Origin of the sequence: Bradyrhizobium sp. WSM2254 (genome assembly GCF_000472645.1) — a bacterium.
GTDB classification, from domain to species: domain Bacteria; phylum Pseudomonadota; class Alphaproteobacteria; order Rhizobiales; family Xanthobacteraceae; genus Bradyrhizobium; species Bradyrhizobium niftali.
In genome coordinates this window covers 62,691-80,635 of sequence record NZ_AXAB01000028.1, presented here as the reverse complement: position 1 = coordinate 80,635, position 17,945 = coordinate 62,691, and the positions used below count along the sequence as shown (strand labels likewise).

General features: G+C 62.5%; 16 protein-coding genes. 10 read left to right on the top strand and 6 right to left on the bottom strand.

Annotated elements, in window-relative coordinates; genetic code table 11:
- Positions 1-18: 18 nt before the first annotated feature.
- The 10 genes from A3M7_RS0121250 to A3M7_RS46940 all read left to right on the top strand — a co-directional run bounded on the left by A3M7_RS0121250 (position 19) and on the right by A3M7_RS46940 (position 11,397).
- Positions 19-1,071, top strand: a complete 1,053-nt coding sequence (locus tag A3M7_RS0121250; protein ID WP_027545698.1) for an HlyD family secretion protein — start codon at positions 19-21, stop codon at positions 1,069-1,071.
- The gene (locus A3M7_RS0121245; RefSeq protein WP_027545697.1) at positions 1,068-3,398 is read left to right on the top strand and encodes an ABC transporter permease; all 2,331 of its coding nucleotides are present in this window, start codon (positions 1,068-1,070) and stop codon (positions 3,396-3,398) included. Before A3M7_RS0121250 ends, A3M7_RS0121245 begins: the two co-directional genes overlap by 4 nt.
- Positions 3,385-4,356 (top strand): HlyD family secretion protein, encoded by a 972-nt coding sequence (locus tag A3M7_RS0121240; RefSeq protein WP_027545696.1) that lies wholly within the window; start codon positions 3,385-3,387, stop codon positions 4,354-4,356. Before A3M7_RS0121245 ends, A3M7_RS0121240 begins: the two co-directional genes overlap by 14 nt.
- Before the next feature lie 141 nt (positions 4,357-4,497).
- On the top strand, positions 4,498-5,679 hold the full coding sequence (locus A3M7_RS0121235; RefSeq protein ID WP_027545695.1) for an adenylate/guanylate cyclase domain-containing protein: 1,182 nt from the start codon (positions 4,498-4,500) through the stop codon (positions 5,677-5,679).
- Between the two features lie 472 nt (positions 5,680-6,151).
- A complete protein-coding gene (locus tag A3M7_RS48760; protein ID WP_156936956.1) occupies positions 6,152-6,316 on the top strand; it encodes a hypothetical protein in 165 nt (54 codons plus the stop codon).
- A gap of 252 nt (positions 6,317-6,568) precedes the next feature.
- A complete protein-coding gene (locus A3M7_RS0121225; RefSeq protein WP_027545694.1) occupies positions 6,569-7,513 on the top strand; it encodes a hypothetical protein in 945 nt (314 codons plus the stop codon).
- A 10-nt stretch (positions 7,514-7,523) separates the two neighbouring features.
- Positions 7,524-8,105: a hypothetical protein gene (locus tag A3M7_RS0121220; RefSeq protein ID WP_156936955.1), complete on the top strand. Its 582-nt coding sequence runs from the start codon at positions 7,524-7,526 to the stop codon at positions 8,103-8,105.
- Entirely contained in the window at positions 8,102-9,562 is a 1,461-nt protein-coding gene (locus tag A3M7_RS44740; RefSeq protein ID WP_245284300.1) for an ATPase, read from the top strand. The genes A3M7_RS0121220 and A3M7_RS44740 overlap by 4 nt, the downstream gene beginning before the upstream one ends.
- 1,004 nt (positions 9,563-10,566) lie before the next feature.
- Positions 10,567-10,755, top strand: coding sequence for a hypothetical protein (locus tag A3M7_RS46945; RefSeq protein ID WP_084302363.1), 189 nt, complete (start codon positions 10,567-10,569; stop codon positions 10,753-10,755).
- 462 nt (positions 10,756-11,217) lie between these two features.
- Positions 11,218-11,397 (top strand): hypothetical protein, encoded by a 180-nt coding sequence (locus A3M7_RS46940; RefSeq protein WP_084302350.1) that lies wholly within the window; start codon positions 11,218-11,220, stop codon positions 11,395-11,397.
- A 100-nt stretch (positions 11,398-11,497) separates the two neighbouring features.
- Here the strand turns inward: A3M7_RS46940 and A3M7_RS0121200 are convergent, their stop codons facing one another.
- The 6 genes from A3M7_RS0121200 to A3M7_RS44735 form a co-directional block, all read right to left on the bottom strand.
- Positions 11,498-11,692 (bottom strand): hypothetical protein, encoded by a 195-nt coding sequence (locus A3M7_RS0121200; RefSeq protein WP_027545692.1) that lies wholly within the window; start codon positions 11,690-11,692, stop codon positions 11,498-11,500.
- Positions 11,693-11,871: 179 nt separating this feature from the next.
- Positions 11,872-12,147 (bottom strand): DUF3141 domain-containing protein, encoded by a 276-nt coding sequence (locus A3M7_RS46935; RefSeq protein ID WP_371090212.1) that lies wholly within the window; start codon positions 12,145-12,147, stop codon positions 11,872-11,874.
- Complete coding sequence (locus A3M7_RS51310; RefSeq protein WP_371090210.1) at positions 12,089-12,364, bottom strand: DUF3141 domain-containing protein; 276 nt, start codon at positions 12,362-12,364, stop codon at positions 12,089-12,091. Before A3M7_RS51310 ends, A3M7_RS46935 begins: the two co-directional genes overlap by 59 nt.
- 33 nt (positions 12,365-12,397) lie before the next feature.
- Positions 12,398-15,472: an efflux RND transporter permease subunit gene (locus A3M7_RS0121190; RefSeq protein ID WP_027545690.1), complete on the bottom strand. Its 3,075-nt coding sequence runs from the start codon at positions 15,470-15,472 to the stop codon at positions 12,398-12,400.
- Between the two features lie 15 nt (positions 15,473-15,487).
- The gene (locus tag A3M7_RS0121185) at positions 15,488-16,546 is read right to left on the bottom strand and encodes an efflux RND transporter periplasmic adaptor subunit (protein ID WP_027545689.1); all 1,059 of its coding nucleotides are present in this window, start codon (positions 16,544-16,546) and stop codon (positions 15,488-15,490) included.
- Positions 16,543-17,661: an efflux RND transporter periplasmic adaptor subunit gene (locus tag A3M7_RS44735; protein WP_084302349.1), complete on the bottom strand. Its 1,119-nt coding sequence runs from the start codon at positions 17,659-17,661 to the stop codon at positions 16,543-16,545. The genes A3M7_RS0121185 and A3M7_RS44735 overlap by 4 nt, the downstream gene beginning before the upstream one ends.
- Positions 17,662-17,945: the final 284 nt, after the last annotated feature.

Here is a 17,945-nt window from a genome sequence, read left to right as displayed (position 1 = left end):
AGCGGAAGGACGTTTGGCATGGACATGCCGTCCGTAGATGACAAAGAGCAGAGCGCGCCAAGCGAGGCAAAGGCGGAGGCCGCGCGCAGTCCGACAGGGGTGCCGTCGATCATCGTCGGCCTCGTCGCAATCGGCGTCGTGGCGCTTTCGGCCTTCTATCTCTTGCGACCGGAACCGCTGCTGGTGCAGGGCGAAGCCGATGCAACGCGACTGGACATCGCGGCCCGTGTCGATGGCAGGGTCAAGGAGATACCCGTCCAACGCGGCCAGAACGTTCCTGCGAGCGCGGTCCTGGTGCGGATCGACAATCCCGAGACAGTGGCCAAACACGAGCAGATGCGAGCGGCAAAGGCTGTTGCGGATGCCCAACTCGCCAACGTCCTGGTCGGAACGCGCGTCGAGACCATCGTCGCGCGCAAGGCGGAAATGGAGCGCGCGCAGGCAGCGCTGGTGCTGGCTCAGAAGACCTTCGACCGCACGCATACCCTGACCGAGCAAGGCAATGCGCCGCAAGCCCGCCTCGACCAAGTGACCGATGCGCTGCATGAAAGCGAGCGCGCAGTCGACCAAGCGAAGTCGGCCTACGAGCAGGCGGTCAACGGCTACACGAAAGAAGAACGGGCGATCGCGAAGGCCAATGTCGAGAAGGCCAACGCCGATATCCAAAGCGTCCAGTCCGTCATCGATCAACTTGTTGTCTACGCTCCGGTCGCTTCCCAGGTCTACCAGCGCAATATCGAGCCTGGTGAGTATGTATCCCCGGGCGTGCCGCTCGTGACATTAATCGATCTCGCCGACGTCTGGATTCATTTCGACCTTCGCGAGGATCTCGTCAAAGGCCTCAAGGTCGGTGACCACTTCGACGTCCGGGTACCCGCCCTCAACGATCGACGCGTCACGGTCGAGGTCAAGCTCATCGCAACCAAGGGCGAATATGCAAGCTGGCGCGCCACGCGTGCGTCCGGCGATTTCGATTTGCGGACGTTTTCGATCCGCGCCTACCCGGTCCAGCCGGTACCCGAGCTCAGGCCCGGAATGAGCGCCTATCTTGACTGGCGGTCGCGGCAATGACATCGGCGCCAAAGCCCGGATTCCTGCTGGTCGCGCGCCGCGAGTGCCGCTGGCTGTTTCACGATCGCGTCGCGCTGCTCCTGATCTTCGGCGTGCCTCTCTTTGCGTTCGTGGTTCTCACGACCGTCTTCAGTCACCCAGTCATTCGCGGGCTCGGGGTGACAGTCGTCGACGAGGACAAGTCGGACGCCTCGCGTGCCCTCGCGGAATATGTCGCGGCGTCTCCGAGCCTGAAGATCGTCGACCGCTCCGGCACACTCTCCACGGCCGTGCAGGACATACGCTCCGGCAGATCGATTTCGGCCGTCTATATCCCGCCGAATTTCGAGCGCGACCTGCAGGCCGCACGCCGCCCGCAGGTCGTCGGTTTCTACAACCAGCAGTTCCTGACCCCGTCCGGCATCGCGTCTTCGGGCCTGAGCGATTCGCTCTCCGCCGCGGCGGCAGTGGCCGCTCCCGCCAGCCGCGCTGCGCCTGCACCGGCGTCCTTGGGAACGCTCAAGGCGGAGACCATGGCGCTGGTCAATCCGCAAAAGAACTATGCGCAGTTTCTGCTGCGCGCCCTGCTGCCGACCATCATTCATGTCGTGATCACGCTTGCCGCCGGGTATTCGGTCGGCTCCGAATTCCGCCGCCGCGACGTGCGAGCCTGGCTCGAGAGCGCCGGCGGAGATCCGCTCGTCGCGCTCGCCGGTAAGCTCGCACCGCTGTTCTGCATCTTCTTTCTGATCGTGCTGGCCGAGCCGCTATTCCTCGAGGGTGTGCTTGAAATCCCCTTCAAGGGCGATCTGCCGTTGATGATCGCCGCGGCCTCGCTGCTGATCATTGCCTATCTGTCGCTTGGCGCCCTGCTCCAGCTTCTGGTCGGTGATCTCGCGACCGGACTGGGACTTGCAGGTCTGATCGCCTCTCCTGCATTCGGTTACGCCGGCGTCGGCTTTCCCACCATCGGCATGAATGCCTTTGCGCAGACCTGGAGTTCGATCCTGCCGCTGCGCTGGTACATGGCTGTCCTGCTCGGACAGGCCGCACGGGGATTGCCGATCGCCGATTCCGCCATTCCCTTCGCCGCACTTGCCGGTCTCGCTCTGCTCTTTGCCGGCCTCGCATGGCTGCGCATGGCCAACGTCACCCGTAAGAGCTGGTTTGCAACGGCGCGAACTACCGAGCCGACCGAAACAGAAGAAGCGCCAGCGGGCATCGGCGGTGCCTTCAAGGCAGAGTGGCGCCGCGTGCTGGGAACGCGGAGCGCCTTCAGCCTGCTGTTTCTCGCTCCCCTGGTCTACGGCATCTACTATCCACAACCCTATCTGAACCAGATCCTTCGTAAGCTTCCCATCGCGGTCGTCGACAATGATCTCAGTGATCTCAGCCGGCAAATCGTCGAGACACTGGATGCGAGCGGCGCCTTGAGCGTGACGGTTCGCGCCCGAACGCTTGCCGAAGCGCGCAACGCAATCGATCGCGGGCAGGCTTTTGCCGCCGTCGAGATTCCGCCCAACACCGAGCGCGATGTGCTCAAGGGCATCACCGCCCGCGTCCCAGTCTACGCCGATGCAACCTATCTGTTCATCTTCAGATCGAGCGCCAGCGGCGTCGCCACCGCCATCGGAACCTTGGCGTCCGAGCTCGTTTCGCGCGGCGCGCGCTCCGATGGAAGCCTCGTCAAGGCGAAGCTCGCGAGCTCGAGCCCGGCCGATGTGCTGCTGCAGCCGATCTTCAACCCTGTAGGCGGCTATGCGAGCTACGTCGTTCCGGCGGCGTTCATCCTGATCCTGCAGCAGACCTTGCTGATCGGCGCGGCGATGTTGACTGGCACTGCGCTGGCGGCGGGAGGCTCAGCCTTTGCCGGCGTGCTCGGCCGCGGCGTCGCTCACCTCACCATCTACCTCCCTGCCCTTGCGCTCTACGTCATCGTGCTGCCGCGCATCTATGGGTTTTCGACGCTCGGCCATCTTCCGCAAATCCTCGCGCTCGCGAGTGTATTTCTGCTGGCGACGAGCTTCATGGGACAGGCGGTCGGGGCCTGGTTCACGCGGCCGGAGAACGCAACCATTCTGCTGCTGGCGACCAGCCTGCCGCAGTTCTTCATGGCCGGCTTTGCGTGGCCACGCGAAGCGATCCCGGACGTCGCCCTTGCGTTTGGCCGGTTGTTCCCGGCCGACTCCGCGATCAACGGCCTTGTGCGCATCAACCAGCTAGGGGCTGGCATCTGGGAGGTTGCGCATGACTGGCTCGCATTGTGGTGCCTGGCGCTCGGCTATTTCGCGCTCGCGGTGATCTCGGCATTTGCCGTCAAGAGAGGACAGGGACATGCCCAACGTTAGAGCTGCCGCCTTCCTCGCAATTCCGCTCGCGCTCGTCGCGGCCGCACTGATCTATGCCACGCGTCACTCCGAACTGCCCGCGGCCATCGTCGGCGTCGTGCGGGCGACCGAGGTCAGGGTGGAGCCGGAGGTCAACGGCCAGCTCGCCTCGATCGCGGTCGAGAAAGGCGCCCATGTGAAGGGAGGCGACGTCGTTGCGCGGCTCTCGGCAGTTGAGTTGACGGCGCAGGCGGACCAGGCGCGTGCCGCGTTCGCGTCCGCAGTCGCAAGCCGTAACAACGTCTATGCCGGCATCCGCCGCGAACAGGTCGATTCCCTGAAGGCCGCCATCGCCAAGGCAGGCGCCCGCCTCGACTATGTGCAGGCGCAGCTCACGCGGACCAGCACGCTCGCACGGCAAAGCTTCGAATCGCAGCAGTCGCTCGACCAGGCCGAAAACGACGTAGCGGCAGCACGTGCCGACGTCGCGGAGGCCCAGGCCAATTACGATGCGGCGGTGGCGGGTCCGACCCGGGAGGAGCGCGCCATTGCCGATGCGCAGGTGCAGGCCGCGGCCGCCGCCGTCACCGTGCTCGAGCGCCGGCTCAACAAGATGGTGCTGCGCGCTCCCGCCGACGGCACGGTCAGCGTCATCGCCGCCGAGGTGGGCGAGAACGTTCGCGCCGGCCAGCCGATCCTGATGGTCGAGGCGGCGGGCAAGCAGTGGCTCTCCTTCAATGTGCGCGAGGACCACCTCGGTCGCGTCGCGATGAACGACACGGTAAGCGTGGGGCGGCACGGCGCGGATGGCGCAACCAAGGCGCTTGTGACCGAGCTGCGGCCTCTCGGCGTGTTCGCCACCTGGCAGGCCGAACGGGTGATCGGCGATCACGACCGCAACACGCTGCGCCTGCGTCTCGATCCGGAGAAGGAGGTATCGGGCCTCGAACCGGGCATGACCGTGTGGATCGCGCATTAGCTACAGAGCATCAATGATCCACGCCGTACCGGTCCAATGCCTGAATGCGATACTTCAACAGAAATCGGATCCTTCAATTGAAATTGGCGATGCGACCGTCGCCACCAGCGGCTTCATGATAGGAGCCAATAGGTACCGGATATGAATGCGGCAGAAATTGAGAAACTCACCATATGGCTGATGGCCGGCGCACGCGGCGCACAATCTCCCGACATCGTGTTGAGCGAGATCTGTGAGCGGCTCGTCAACGCCGGTGTGCCACTCTGGCGGGTTGGTGTGTTTGTCCAGACACTACATCCAGATGCGCTCGGACGAAGTTTCGTTTGGCGGCCGGATGCCGGCGTCGCCATCGACACAGCAGGATTCGATCTTCCAGAGTCGGAGCGGTTTAACCAGAGTCCGTTCGCGATCCTTTATGCCAGCGGTCATGAGGTCGGCTACCGGCTGGACGATCCCGAAAGCAGGCGCTTCCCTTTCTTTGACGACCTGCGTGCGGATGGCGTGACGGAGTACATCGCCCTGCCGCTGCAGTTTACCGACGGCACGCTGCACGCGACGAGTTGGGCCACGAAGGAGCCGGGCGGATTTACCGACGAGCACCTTTCTGTGTTGCGGTCGATCCTTCTGCCTTTCACGCGACTCGCAGAAATATTCGCTCTGCGCCGCACCGCGGCGTCACTGCTCGATACTTATGTCGGCAACCGAGCCGGCGAGCGCATCATGGCCGGACAAATTCGCAGAGGTCATGCCGAGTCCATGAGAGCGGCGATCTGGCTGTCGGATTTGCGCGGCTTCACCGCGCTCTCCGACCGCCTGGCGGCGGAGAACGTGGTGGATATCCTCAACCAGTATTTCGACTGTCAGGTACCCGCTATCCGCAAGCATGGCGGCGAGATTCTCAAATTCATGGGCGACGGTTTGCTCGCGGTTTTTCCGATCGCAAGGGATGGCGGCAATCTCGGGGAAGTCTGCGGCCGGGTGCTCGATGCAGCTCGCGAAGCCAAGGCCGCGGTCGATGCCATGCAGTATCCCACCGGAGAAAGCATAGAGCGTTTTCGCTTCGGTGTCGCGCTCCACATCGGTGAAATCCTGTTCGGCAACATCGGTGGTTCGAGTCGGCTCGATTTCACCTGCATCGGTCCCTCGGTCAATCTCACTGCGCGGCTTGAGAAGATCGCCGGTAAGCTCGGCCGTACTATTGTGGCGTCGAGCGCTTTTGCGGGTGTCTTGGCCCACGGCTGGACCGATCTCGGCGAATTTCCCATTGCCGGATTTTCGCAGCCACAGCGCGTGTTCGGCATAAGTAACGAGCTTGCTATCTAAACGGATCCGATCGCGCGCCTAGAGAGTCTTGGCGCGCAGCTGTGGCCCGATCTTGCTTCCGATTGCCACGCACGCAACCCATGTGCCAGCGCCTTCGTTCTAGTTTTCGCATACCCGAGATTATCCAGGTCCTCGGCGAGATTCCCAAAACCATCTCCGAGAAGCCGATCGGGCGAGGCTGCATCGAGCGATTGCAGGAGAGTGGGTTGGTAAGTTGAATGCAACGGCGATTCGGGCGAACGCGCATCAGCAACTGCTAGGATAACAAGCTAGGCGCTTCAGCCCTGCAAAGCCGGGCTGAGCCGCCGTAGCGGCTACACGCGCCCAATTCCTACCGTGCGTTAACCACTCCATCGCGGTAAGACTGGCATCTCGCCGCACGTATGAGCATATTTGGGGGACTAAGCGGCTGCCGCCGGTGGTGGAACACCGAACGGCAGCCTAACCACAAGCGATTGTAAGGAAATCGATCATGGCTAACCGCGACTATAGCGCCGATTCGGCGCCTCTGCCCCCTCCCTCTCTGGTGTTTCAGGTTCGGTCCCATTTGACCGACGTCGGCATCGCACCCACCGCCAATCCAGTGGCCCTGGCGACCGACATGACCTGCCCCATCAGCCAGTCGTTCATCGGCTAGAACCAGATCGCGAGGCCCGACGTCGTGTGACGCAGACGCGCCACATGGACTGATCGATCGCTTTCGTTCCACGCCCACGGCCGTGCTCGCGGATGCCCCGCATCTGCTCTCAGCTGGAAAGCGTAGATCAAACAGCCGATGATGCCGAACATCTTTCACTGCGATATTCCGCAGTGCAGGCGCGACGGCTCAAAGGTTCGGTCTAGTTCAACGACGTTGGCCTCGTGATCTCTCAACCCAGAGAGATACACAATGTCCTTCTTCTTCAACAACACCTCCATGCAGCCCGCCTGCACCAGCAACATCCACCGTCCGATGGGCGGCATCGCCGACCTTCGGGAGGTCCACGACGACGTCGGTCGCCTCACCGTCTCGGCCTTCCCGTTCGCGATGGTGAGAGACATCTCACTCACTCTCGCCGCTGTGCCGGCCTGCTACATACTTGCGGATCATGCGACGGCCTACATCGGCGAGACCGGCAACGCTGGCCGCAGGCTCTGCGAGCATTCCGGCGATCCGTCGAAAGCGTTCGCCCGCGAAGTCTACGTCATCTCCGGGTACCAGCGTGCCTGGTTCGACAAGACGGCCGCCATCTACTTGCAGTTCCGTCTCACGCAAATCGCCGAGCAGGCCGACTTGGTCGACATCATGAAGGGGACGAACCCGCAAGTGCTGGAGCTCCCCAATCACAAGCGCGCCTCGCTCGACCACTTCGTTGAGCACGGCGAGCGCCTGCTGTTCGACGCGGGATGCCGCGTGCTCCGCAGTAACTTCGCGAGCCAGCGCCGCAAGCCGGAAACGGCGGACGCCGATATGGCGATCGGGCCCGAAGACACCGGGCCGATGCAGATCGACGTGACGGGCTTGCCCCCGCTCGGCAGTGAGCTCGAGCTCGCCTATGGCGACCTCTGGGCGCGGGGTTACCCGGTCCGCGACGGCTTCGTGGTGACGGCCGGGTCGGAGGTGCGCAGCCTCGTGAACCCGAGCGTCAACCCGATCCTGCACACCCGCCGGGCCGAACTCGCCGCGGCCGACGCACTGGCCATAATCCCCGGCATCGACGACCGGGCGCGCCTCCGCGTGGCCGTCTGCTTCCCCTCGGCCGCCATCGCGGCGAAGGTCGTGACCGGCGCGCACGTCAGCAGCGGCAAATGGGTCAATCCCCGCTATCCCGAACCGATCTTGATCGCGGGCTGAGGGATCAATCATGTCGAACAAAATGGAAATGCCGGCGCGCGAGCGCCGGCATCAAGACCTCCCGCTCCCGACTAGCGATTCTCCTGGTCCGGCCCGGAATATCTCCAGGCCGTCCATCTCCGGGTGGCCCATCACCGCTCAGGATGTGTCGCGGCTCGCGTGGTGGCGGACCCTGCCCTCCGATCTCCTGCGCGATGCTGAGCAACAGCTGGTGATCGACACGCTCGACACCATCTGCGTGATGGACCGCCACGACGAGTTTGCTGCGGCGTTGCGCGACGACGCCACCTCGGCCGTCGGGGTGGCACTCTCGCTGATGCCCATCCACCAGGAGACACTCACCGTCGACATTGCCATGACGGCGCTGCTGCGCTGTGCTCTCGCTGGCGACGCGACGGCCGCCATGGTCGTTGCGAATCTCCTTCACCGCGTCGAACTCGACCATCCATTCGCAACCGAGTTGTCGGCCTTTTGGTGCGGGCGGGCTGCCAGCCATTCCGGCGAGGGCGCGCTCCGCGTCCTCCAAAACTCCGACCAAAACAAGAGCGCGGTGGCGGACTCAGCCAACTACCGTGCGGAGGCCGAAGCATGAGCACAACGAGCGACGACAGCAACGATCTCGACCTGCCGGCCGCCGAGGACGCGGTCTCGACTGGCGCGGCTGCGGATTCGGCCGATTGGGACGAACGCCTCAAGGGTTTGCCCAGGCTTCTGCGCTATGCCATGCTCGCCGTCGACGGAGCCGATCACGTTCAGGAACGGCTTATCCCGGAAATCAACGAACTTTGCCCGGGGCTGCCTCACAATGTCGCATGGGCTTTGGCCCCAACGTTGGCCAACGGATTGGCACTCGCAGCTGAACTCGACCGCCGCGCGGCTGCCCAGAATGAGCCCAATCTCAGGAGCCTTGCCGATAGCATTCGGCTCGTGACCTTGCCGACACCGCGTAACGACGAGCACTTCGAATTGCATCGCAGGGTCGCCAAGGCGCTGGTCAAGGCATTTCAGGTGAGTTCGTTGCGAATCGAAGAGCAGGTGCGCTGCGATCTCGAGCTGTTCACCTACGGCTGGGCCGCGCTGCCGGCCTGCACGCATTTTTTGCCGGGGAAGTTCTCTGCAGCAATGAACGCCGCGCAGGTCGGACACCGCATGGCAGAGCATCGTATCTCGGCAGCCAAGGCGGCACTACGAAGCAAACTCAAGGAAGAAGAAGAACGCAGAAAGAAGCGGGCGGCTGAAGATCGGGCCGAAGCCGTCGAGCCTCAGGCCACCGTGGCCGCGGAATCCATTCCCGACCATCATCTCGTGGTCGCGCGTCTGTCCGAGGCGGAGATGAAGAACACCAAACTCAAGGAAATCCTCGGCCCGCTAAAGGGCGTCATCAATACTGCTTTGCCGCTCGTTGAGGTGCCGCCGCTCCACGAGGCGCGCAATGCTCTGCTGTTCGAGTTCCCGTACGCAGCCGACGTCATCGATTTTGCGCTGGCCGATCTCGTCGGGCACACCACGGTCCATTTGCGCCCTCTCCTGATTGTTGGCGAGCCCGGGGGCGGAAAGAGCCGGTTTGCGCGCCGCCTCGGCGAGGTCCTGGGTGTCAGCGTCTGGCGCACCGACGGCAGCCGCTCGGATGGCGCGGTCTTTGGAGGTACGGACCGCCGCTGGTACTCGGCCGAGCCGTGCCATCCGTTCCTTGCCATCGCGCAAGGGCGTATCGCCTGTCCGCTTGTTCTCATCGATGAAATCGAGAAAGCGGCAACGCGATCAGACTACGGTCGCCTCTGGGATAGGGTTACGCGCGAGCTTAAGGAGCTAGCAATGCAATTCGTCCCGAGGGCTATCGAGCAACTTGGGTCGATGTCGATGGCTGCCGAAAGCGAAGCCGTTAAGCTCGGAGCAATCAGAGAAATCTTTGACCGCGCGGTCGGAAAGGCGCCCCAGGCAATGGTGCATTCTGGCAGCATCGCAACATATGATCTTACGAGAGCAACTGACGACGAGCTCCAGACGCTCGCTACGATCTTGGGCCGATTAGAAGCCAAAACCGCTTAGCTGGGCATTGGCATTCAAGTTCGGCGCTCTTGGATTCACAAGCGACCGAAGCGCCCCAATCTCCTTCTTTTCAGTCCAAGCCGGGACACCTGAACTCGCTGGCTTGCAGTCCTCCCGTAGCTGAAGGTTGCTCCAGTTACTTCCGATAACAGCTCTTCTCGGAAGCTATCGAGCTAATGGCCAGGCAGCAGGTACCGCGCGCTTGGTCTGCGAACATGAGAGACGGCGATCCGGCTGACATCGAATAAATTCTGCCTGTGGTTCCTACCCCTGCGTACATCCATGCGCATATCGCGGGGTACCTGAAGTCTAGACTTGTTCGTCACTTCTCCCACCAGGATCAGCTCCTCAACTTCTTGATGGAGCGCCGCGGCAAAGCGCCGGATCGTGTTCTGGCCCCAGCGCTCGTGTGAGCTCAAGAACGAACTGGCGGTCTGGAGAAGCGGCCTATCGTAGATGATCGACCCCCATCCTTGGTCGGCTCGCGCAGGTACTGCGCCGTCAGTCGGTTGGCCTCGCGGCGGTAGTCTGCGATCGTTTCGGAGCTTCGTTGGCCGTCTGTGAACATGCGCTGGTCATCACGTTAGTCGATGCATCGACAAACCTTCGACCCGGTCGCTGCAAGGCGCAAGATTGGGGAGAGCGCAAACGGGCTACTTGCGAATTTCAGGGCGAGCGGGGACGCTGAGAAGCGGGCAAGTTGAGCCCGGTTAAACAGAAAAGGAGACCAAAATGCCCTTTGTTCAGGGATATGAAGCGACTGTAGCCGGCACTCCTAATGCCCCCCACTTCTTTATCGAAATAGAAGCGCCTAAAACCGACGTAGCCGCCCATTTTGTTCTTTCGATTAAATTTTGTGCCACTCGGTACACAAAGGCGGTGCGCGATGGGGCTTACGGAAGCCATGATTCTTCTTGGTTGGAACGCGGAGGGCCGACACGAGGTTAGATAGATTGCGTACCATCGCGGCTGCGCTGACCGGCGCGTTGCATTGGAGGCGGCGCATGAAAGCCATCGTTGATGAAGACGGCGATATCATCGCCATAGCAACGGATGATCATACTCTAATCGGCGGCCACCACCGCCTCGCGGTGGCGGGCAGTATGGGTAAAAGCTTGTTCTGGCGAGATACCGGCAAACCTGTGAAGCTTGATCTCTTCTTCAAGCATCATGAAAGTTTCCATTCGACATAATGCCTGAGCCGTTTGCCCTAGGTACCATTTACATCGCGGTCCCCGCCGTCGCGGTCGCGTCTACGGCGCGAGCTACTGTCAAGCGACAGCACTGTTGACCTGCGATTAACATCGGCATTATTAGTCTCACCCGTGACTTCGCCATGCGTGTCTGCCGCTGGCTCACTTGCTAGGGCCCGCGCAGCTTTATGAGGCGTTGAGAGGTCGGGGCGTCCAGCAGGGACAAGAGTCAGATCAAGCAAACAGTTAGAACAGCAATACCTGTAGAAAGGTATTTGATGCCAGCAAACGTGCTTACCTTGCGTGGTAGACGAATAGACGAATGTGAGGCAACGAACCTGTTGCGTTGGAGACATGGATTGTGAAGGCTGTTTTTAGCCCATTCACACGCGTTCACTTGATGAAGCAGTTCAACGCTCATATCTACGCAATCCCATCATCAATCGACGTGGAGAGCATCAAGTGGCAAAGACGACTCAGAGCAAGCGCAAAGAGTACACCAAAGAAGACGTGAAGCTGCTCAGGACACATTCCAAAGCCCGCACGCCCGTTGCCAAAGTGTCGAAACTGATGAAGCGTTCCGAGGGCTCCCTGCGACAGAAGGCTCGTGCGATGGGCATCGGTTTAGGGCATCAGCGGTAAGCAAGAATGTGAACGGCCCCGGCGATAAAGCGCGCCGGGGCCGTTCAGATCATCAAGCCGGTTACATCCGCCGTGCCTTCTGATCTCGTTGCGTCGCCCATTACCTCACCCGATCTGGCGCAGAACGTGGCAGCGGCGTGTCATTGGCGTGATCACATTTCGCGCGAAAGCGGCTCGCCGCCAGATCGCGCTTGCGCCAGACAGCCCGGCGCTGCTGCTCGACCGCGAGCGCTTTGCGCGTCACCACGTCCAAGATGATTTTGTCGATCTCTGTGCCGTCCAGCACGCGTTTCAAGCGCAAGACGGTGGACAGCCTGCTAGGTCGATGCGATGGCTATACATGGTCGCGAAGCATGGGCCCCTCGCCAGCGGGGTTCGCGACCATTCGGCCATGTTGGGTGACCGTCCGCTTCGCACCCACAAGCGGCGCTAAAGTGGACATTTGCCAATCGACGCAATGGGCCACAACCAGACTCATGCACCGCAGCAAACCACCCTGAGCGAACGCGCCAGGCAAGTTATTAGCCGAGACGTGGGATCCGGAGAGAAGCCCACGAAGTAGCAGGGATGCCCAGCCTTGAGGGCCACACCTATTTCGCTGTCAGCCTTGAACCCGCCGATCCCCGGGCCGTGCCCTGCGCGGGGATCAACCACCATAAACGGACGGCGCGTCGGATCAATCTCTACACCTTCAGGCGGGACGATGCGAACCAATCCATAATTGAACGGGGCGTTCGAGCGTACGCCCATCGACAACCAGTTCGACCGCATAGTCGAGAAAGTGGGGGACCGTTTCGGCCTGATGTTCACGATATTGGTTGCCGCGTTGGCGCATGACGTCCCAGAACATCAAATTGCACTGCTGCACGTCGCGTATGTATTCAAACGCCGCGCTGCCGGAATCGAACGGTACACTGCCGGAGTCCTGATTTTTTTCACCGACATCGCTGGGATCTCTCTTGACCACTTTCGTGCGTGAAACCCGGCGGCAGTTTTTCGTTCACGCCTTCGGTTCTGCCGGTAGCGCTTGCGAATCGACCGGCGCCTTGATCCCGAACCAGGCGACGTATAGCGCCGGCAGGAACAAAAGCGTCAGCACCGTGCCGACGATGATGCCGCCCATCATCGCATACGCCATCGGCCCCCAGAATATCTCGCTCGCTATGGGGATCAACGCGAGGCTGGCCGCCAGAGCCGTCAGCATGATCGGCCGCATCCGGTGTTCGGTCGCCTCCACCACGGCCTCCCATGGGGATTTCCCTTCGTCGCGCAACTGTTCGATCTGCACGATCAAGATCACCGAGTTGCGGATCAGGATGCCGATCAGCGCCAGCACACCGAGGATGGCGACGAAGCCAAGCGGCGCGCGACTAGGTAGCAACGCGGCCACGACGCCGATCAGGGCCAGCGGCGCGACGGCGGACACCAGGAATAGTTGCTGGAAGCTCTGTAGCTGCAGCATCAGTAAAGTCGCCATGATGAACAACATCAGCGGGATCACGGCCAGGATCGGCGCCTGGCTTTTGGTGCTCTCCTCCACGCTGCCGCCGGTCGCCAGCGAATAGCCGGGCGGCAGTTTTGCGGTGAAGTCCGTTAGCTGCGGCTTGAGCTGTTCGACGATGGTGGCCGGCTGCACCGAATCCAGAATCCCCGCCTTCAGCGTGATGGTCGGCAGACGCGACCGCCGCCAGATCGTGGGATCCTCGGTCTCGTAGCGCAGCGTGGCCACGGCGGCGAGCGGCACCGACTGACCATTGGTTCCGGACAATTGCAGATCGCGCAGCGTTTCAATCGACCGGCGTTCGCCGGCCTTGGCTCTGCCGAGCACCTTGATCAGGTAGATGTCGTCGCGCACCTGGGTGACGTTGGTGCCGTCCAGCACACCGTTCAACGCCGTAGCGATGTCTTCGGAGGACACGCCGAGCTGGCGCGCCTTGTCCTGAAGCACATCGACCTTGACGACGCGCGCGGGCTCCGCCCAATCGAACACCACGTCGCCGAGATGCGGATTGGTGCTCAGGATGCCCGCCAGTTGCCGGGACGATTCCCGCACACCGGCGACATCGGGACCGCTCATGCGGAACTGCACCGGCCGTCCGACTGGAGGCCCAATATCGAGTAGCTTGACGAAGGCGTCGGTACCCGGGAACGTCTTCTTCAAATAGGCCTGCAATTCGGTCTTGAGGCGGTCTCGCACCTCCAGGCTCTTGGTGACGATGACGACCTGGCCAAACGCCAGATCGGCGGCCAACACGTCGAAGGACAGCACGAAACGCGGCGCGCCCTGTCCCACATAACTCGACCAGCGATCGACCGCCGGATTGCCCTTGAGCGCTTCCCGCTCGAAACGAGCTATCTGCGCGTCGGTTTCGGCGATCGAACTGTTCAGCGGCAGGTTCATGTCGACGATCAGCTCGTTGCGGTCGGAGGCCGGAAAAAACTGCTGCTGCACGAAGCCCATGCCGGCCAGCGACAAACCGAACACCGCAAGCGTGACCGCAATGGTTGCCCAACGCCAGCGCATGCAGAGGCCGAGAATACGAGAGAAGCCGCGATCTAACCGGCCCTTTTGCCCATGGTGGCCCTTCATCGTATCCGGCAGGATGGTGACGCCCAGCAGCGGTGTGAACAGCACTGCAACGATCCACGACACCACGAGGGACACTGCGATGACGACAAACAGCGTGAAGGTGAATTCGCCGGCACTGCTGTCGTTCAGGCCGATCGGAATAAAGCCGGCGACCGTGACCAGCGTTCCCGTCAGCATCGGAAACGCCGTCGACGTGTAGACGTATGTCGCCGCCTTCTTCAGCGTATCTCCGACTTCCAGCCGCGCCACCATCATCTCGACCGCGATCATGGCATCATCCACCAAGAGGCCAAGCGCGATGATCAGCGCGCCGAGCGAAATGCGCTGCAGCGAGATGCCGGCAGCGGCCATGACCAGGAAGGTAATCGCGAGCACCAGCGGAATGGATATCGCAACCACTAGCCCAGCCCGCACCCCCAGGCTGAGGAAGCTGATGGCGAGCACGATGACGACGGCTTCAAACAGCGCCTTGGTGAAGCCGGATACCGCGTGATCCACGATCACCGGCTGATCCGACACCAGATGCACTCCGACCCCGATCGGCAGGTCGGCCACCACCTTTGCCATCTCCTTTTTCAGCGCGGCGCCGAATTCCAGCAGATTGGCGCCGGCCTTCATGCCGATGGCGAGCCCGATTGCCGGCTCTCCGCCGACGCGGAACAGCTTGGTCGGGGGATCGGAGTAGCCCCGCGTGATCGTGGCGACGTCGGTCAACGGAAAAAACCGGTCGTTGACCCGAAGATTGACCGCCTTCAGGCTCGCCTCGGACGTGAAATGCCCGCCCACCCGCACGCTGATTCGCTCCGGGCCCGCCTGGAAAATGCCCGAGGGCGCGATCGCATTTTGCTCCTGTAGCGAGGTCAGAATCGCGCGCTCGTCGAGCCCCAGTGCAGCGATTTTGCGGGTGGAGAATTCGAGATAGATCACTTCATCCTGTGCGCCGATGGTATCCACCCGACCGACATTCGGCACCGTGAGAACCTTGGAACGGACGTACTCGACCCGGTCGCGCAGCTGACGCTGGCTCAGCCCGTCGCTCGTGAACGCGTAGATGTTGCCGAAGACGTCGCCGAACCTGTCATTGAAACTTGGACCGATCACGCCCTGCGGAAACTCGCCCTTGATGTCGTTGATCATGTTACGCACCCGCAGCCAGGTCGGAACCACGTCCCGCGCCTTAGTGCTGTTGCGAAGATTGACGTAAACGGTCGTCTGGCCGGCGACCGTCAGACTCTTCGTATAGTCGAGCGATTCCAGTTCTTCGAGCTTCTTCTCGATCCGCTCGGTGACCTGACGCGTCATCTCGTCGGCGGACGCGCCGGGCCATTGCGCACTAATCAGCATGGTCTTGATGGTGAACGCGGGATCTTCCTCACGGCCCAGTTGCAGGTAGGAAAACAGCCCCGCGGCCATGAACGCGACCATGAAATACCAGACCAGCGAACGATGCTCGAGCGCCCAGTCGGAGAGGTTGAACGACTTCATGGCGCAGCTTCCTTCTCAATAACGGACCTTCTGGCCGTCTGCGAGGCTGTGCGCGCCCGCGGTCACCACGCGCAAGCCGGCCTCGACGCCGGCGACGACGCGCACGCCGCCGCCATCGTCCGGCTCGCTCGTGATCTCACGTAGCGCCACAGTGCTTTTGGACGGATCGACCAGCCACACAAACGTCTTGGCGTCTTTGGCGAGAATGGCCGAGGCCGGCAGCCGCAGCACCGGGCGGCTGCTGGTGACCGCCGTCGTCACCGTCGTCCCCAGCCGGAAGGTCGTGGGCGGGTTGTCGAGCGTGATACGAACGCGCCGCGAGCGCGTCACGGCGTCGGCCTGCGGCGCGATCTCGCGGGCTTTGCCCTCGGCCCGGATCTCGGGATCGAGCTGAAGGCTGACCGTAAAAGGCTGGCCGATCTGCAACGTGTCGGCCACGTCGTCGGCGACATCGACGACGGCTTCGCGGATCTCGGGGCGCGCGACCGTCACGACGGCCTGGCCGGACGAGACGACCTGGCCGACCTCCGCACCGACCGCGGTGACGATGCCGGCGAATTCTGCCTTCAATTGCGCGTAGCCGAGATTCTCGCGCGCCTTGGCCAGATCGGCCTGTTCGCGGGCCAAGGTCGCCTGCGCGGAGGCGGTGGCTTGCTCGGCGCTTTCCATCTCTGATTGGGGAATCACCTGGGTCTTGAGCAGCGTGCGCTGGCGGTCTTCGAAACCACTGGCGTTGGTCAGTTTGGCCTGAGCACTCGCCACGTCCGCAACCGCAGAACGCACGGCAAGTTCCAGCGAGATCGGATCGATCGCCGCTACGGTTTGTCCTTTGTCGACCGTGTCGCCGACATGGACCGGGCGCGCGATCAGCCGCCCTTGCACGCGGAAGCTCAGATCGGTTTTGAATCGCGGCTCCACCGTACCGACGATGCTGCCATCCTCGGCCTGAACCGGCGTAACGATGGTCGACAACACCGGGCGCACCGGTAGCGATACGGTCGTTTCATCCTGGCATCCGGCTGCCGCCACGCAGATGGCAAGCACCGCACCGACACGAATTCCGCGTTCCATCATGACGCTCCCTCTGCGCCGAACGTCACCTTCTGTCCCGGTCTCAGCAGCTTGCCGCCATCAGTGACGACGTGGTCGCCGGGCACCAGGCCGCTCTTGATCACGATTATTCCGGTCTCGTAGCTGTCGACGGCGATCGGCTTCAGCGACACCGTTTTGGCCGCGGGGTCGACCACCCAGACCGCGGGCGCGGCGCCGGCGGCCGTCAGCGCGCTCCACGGCACAACGATCCGGTTCCGCGGCGTCCATCGCACCGTTCCCGTGACGGGGCTTCCCAGCGTCATCTTCGCGGGCGGGCTATCGATCGCGACCTTGACCCGCACCGTTCCCGTCTTCGGATCGATGGTGGCCGCGACTTCGCGGGTCCGTCCTTGCGCCGTAACGGCCGGATCCGAGACCAACGCCAACGTGATGGCACTGGTCTCCGGCTGCTCGAAAAAGATCGACTCATAGACATCGAAAACGGCGTCGCGGGCGCCGTCCTGGGCCAGCGTGAACGCCGACTGCGCCACCTGGGCGACCTGGCCGACCTCGAGATTGCGCGCCGTGATCACGCCCGAGGCCTCGGCGCGCAGCTCGGTGTAGCTCAAATTGTCTTTCGCGGTGCCGACCTCTGCTTTGGCGGACTCGAGCGATGCCTGCGCCGTGCGCAACGACTCCTGCGCCTGATCGAACGACGAACGCGTGGTGAAGCCCTGCGCAAACAGGGTGTTCTGTCGCGCGAAGGTGGCCGACGTGACGCGGAGGTCGGTTTCTGCGCCCGCGACCTTCGCGATCGCTGCGTCGAGATCGGCCTGCTGCTGGTTTGGATCGATGCGCGCCAGCACGTCTCCGGCGTTCACATGCGCTCCCGCATCGACCAGCCGCTCGGTCACCCGGCCGCTGACGCGGAAGGAGAGTTCAGCGAGCACGCGAGCCTGAACGTCGCCCGTCAGCGTGGCCGATCGCTGGCGACCCTGAAGCCGCACCGTTTCAGTGCGAACCAGCGTCGGCGGCTTGGACGATCCCTCGCTCCGATCGCTGCAACCAGCCAGCGAGACGGCGACGGACAACAAACAAGCGATTCGGAAGCCGGGTTGATAGCCAGATCTTGAGCCACATCGAGCGCGATGAGTCATGGCGAACTCGCTGAGGTCGACGAGACACGGCGAAGTGCCGCGATACGTAAGCGACTATCCCTCCGTCTAAGCTAATAGCACGGTGGGTAAGGGTAGTATCCGCACTGTGGTCTGGCGTAATAAGCTCCGGCAGCGGCAGCACCGACGCCTACTACTGCAGCGCCACGGGCTACGGGATGGCGATAGACGTGATGGTGATGGACATGACGTCCGGCACCTCCAACCCCGATCCCGGGGCGTCCGGCGCCACCGGCACCAACTCCAGGACCGCCAAAGCCACCACC

Coding starts and splice junctions, on each gene's coding strand:
- A3M7_RS0121245 (WP_027545697.1), top strand. CDS start 1,068: ATGACATCGGCGCCAAAGCCCGGATTCCTGCTGGTCGCGCGCCGCGAG.
- A3M7_RS0121240 (WP_027545696.1), top strand. CDS start 3,385: ATGCCCAACGTTAGAGCTGCCGCCTTCCTCGCAATTCCGCTCGCGCTC.
- A3M7_RS46945 (WP_084302363.1), top strand. CDS start 10,567: ATGAAAGCCATCGTTGATGAAGACGGCGATATCATCGCCATAGCAACG.
- A3M7_RS0121250 (WP_027545698.1), top strand. CDS start 19: ATGGACATGCCGTCCGTAGATGACAAAGAGCAGAGCGCGCCAAGCGAG.
- A3M7_RS0121225 (WP_027545694.1), top strand. CDS start 6,569: ATGTCCTTCTTCTTCAACAACACCTCCATGCAGCCCGCCTGCACCAGC.
- A3M7_RS0121190 (WP_027545690.1), bottom strand. CDS start 15,472: ATGAAGTCGTTCAACCTCTCCGACTGGGCGCTCGAGCATCGTTCGCTG.
- A3M7_RS0121185 (WP_027545689.1), bottom strand. CDS start 16,546: ATGATGGAACGCGGAATTCGTGTCGGTGCGGTGCTTGCCATCTGCGTG.
- A3M7_RS0121235 (WP_027545695.1), top strand. CDS start 4,498: ATGAATGCGGCAGAAATTGAGAAACTCACCATATGGCTGATGGCCGGC.
- A3M7_RS44735 (WP_084302349.1), bottom strand. CDS start 17,661: ATGACTCATCGCGCTCGATGTGGCTCAAGATCTGGCTATCAACCCGGC.
- A3M7_RS0121220 (WP_156936955.1), top strand. CDS start 7,524: ATGTCGAACAAAATGGAAATGCCGGCGCGCGAGCGCCGGCATCAAGAC.
- A3M7_RS46935 (WP_371090212.1), bottom strand. CDS start 12,147: ATGGGCGTACGCTCGAACGCCCCGTTCAATTATGGATTGGTTCGCATC.
- A3M7_RS48760 (WP_156936956.1), top strand. CDS start 6,152: ATGGCTAACCGCGACTATAGCGCCGATTCGGCGCCTCTGCCCCCTCCC.
- A3M7_RS44740 (WP_245284300.1), top strand. CDS start 8,102: ATGAGCACAACGAGCGACGACAGCAACGATCTCGACCTGCCGGCCGCC.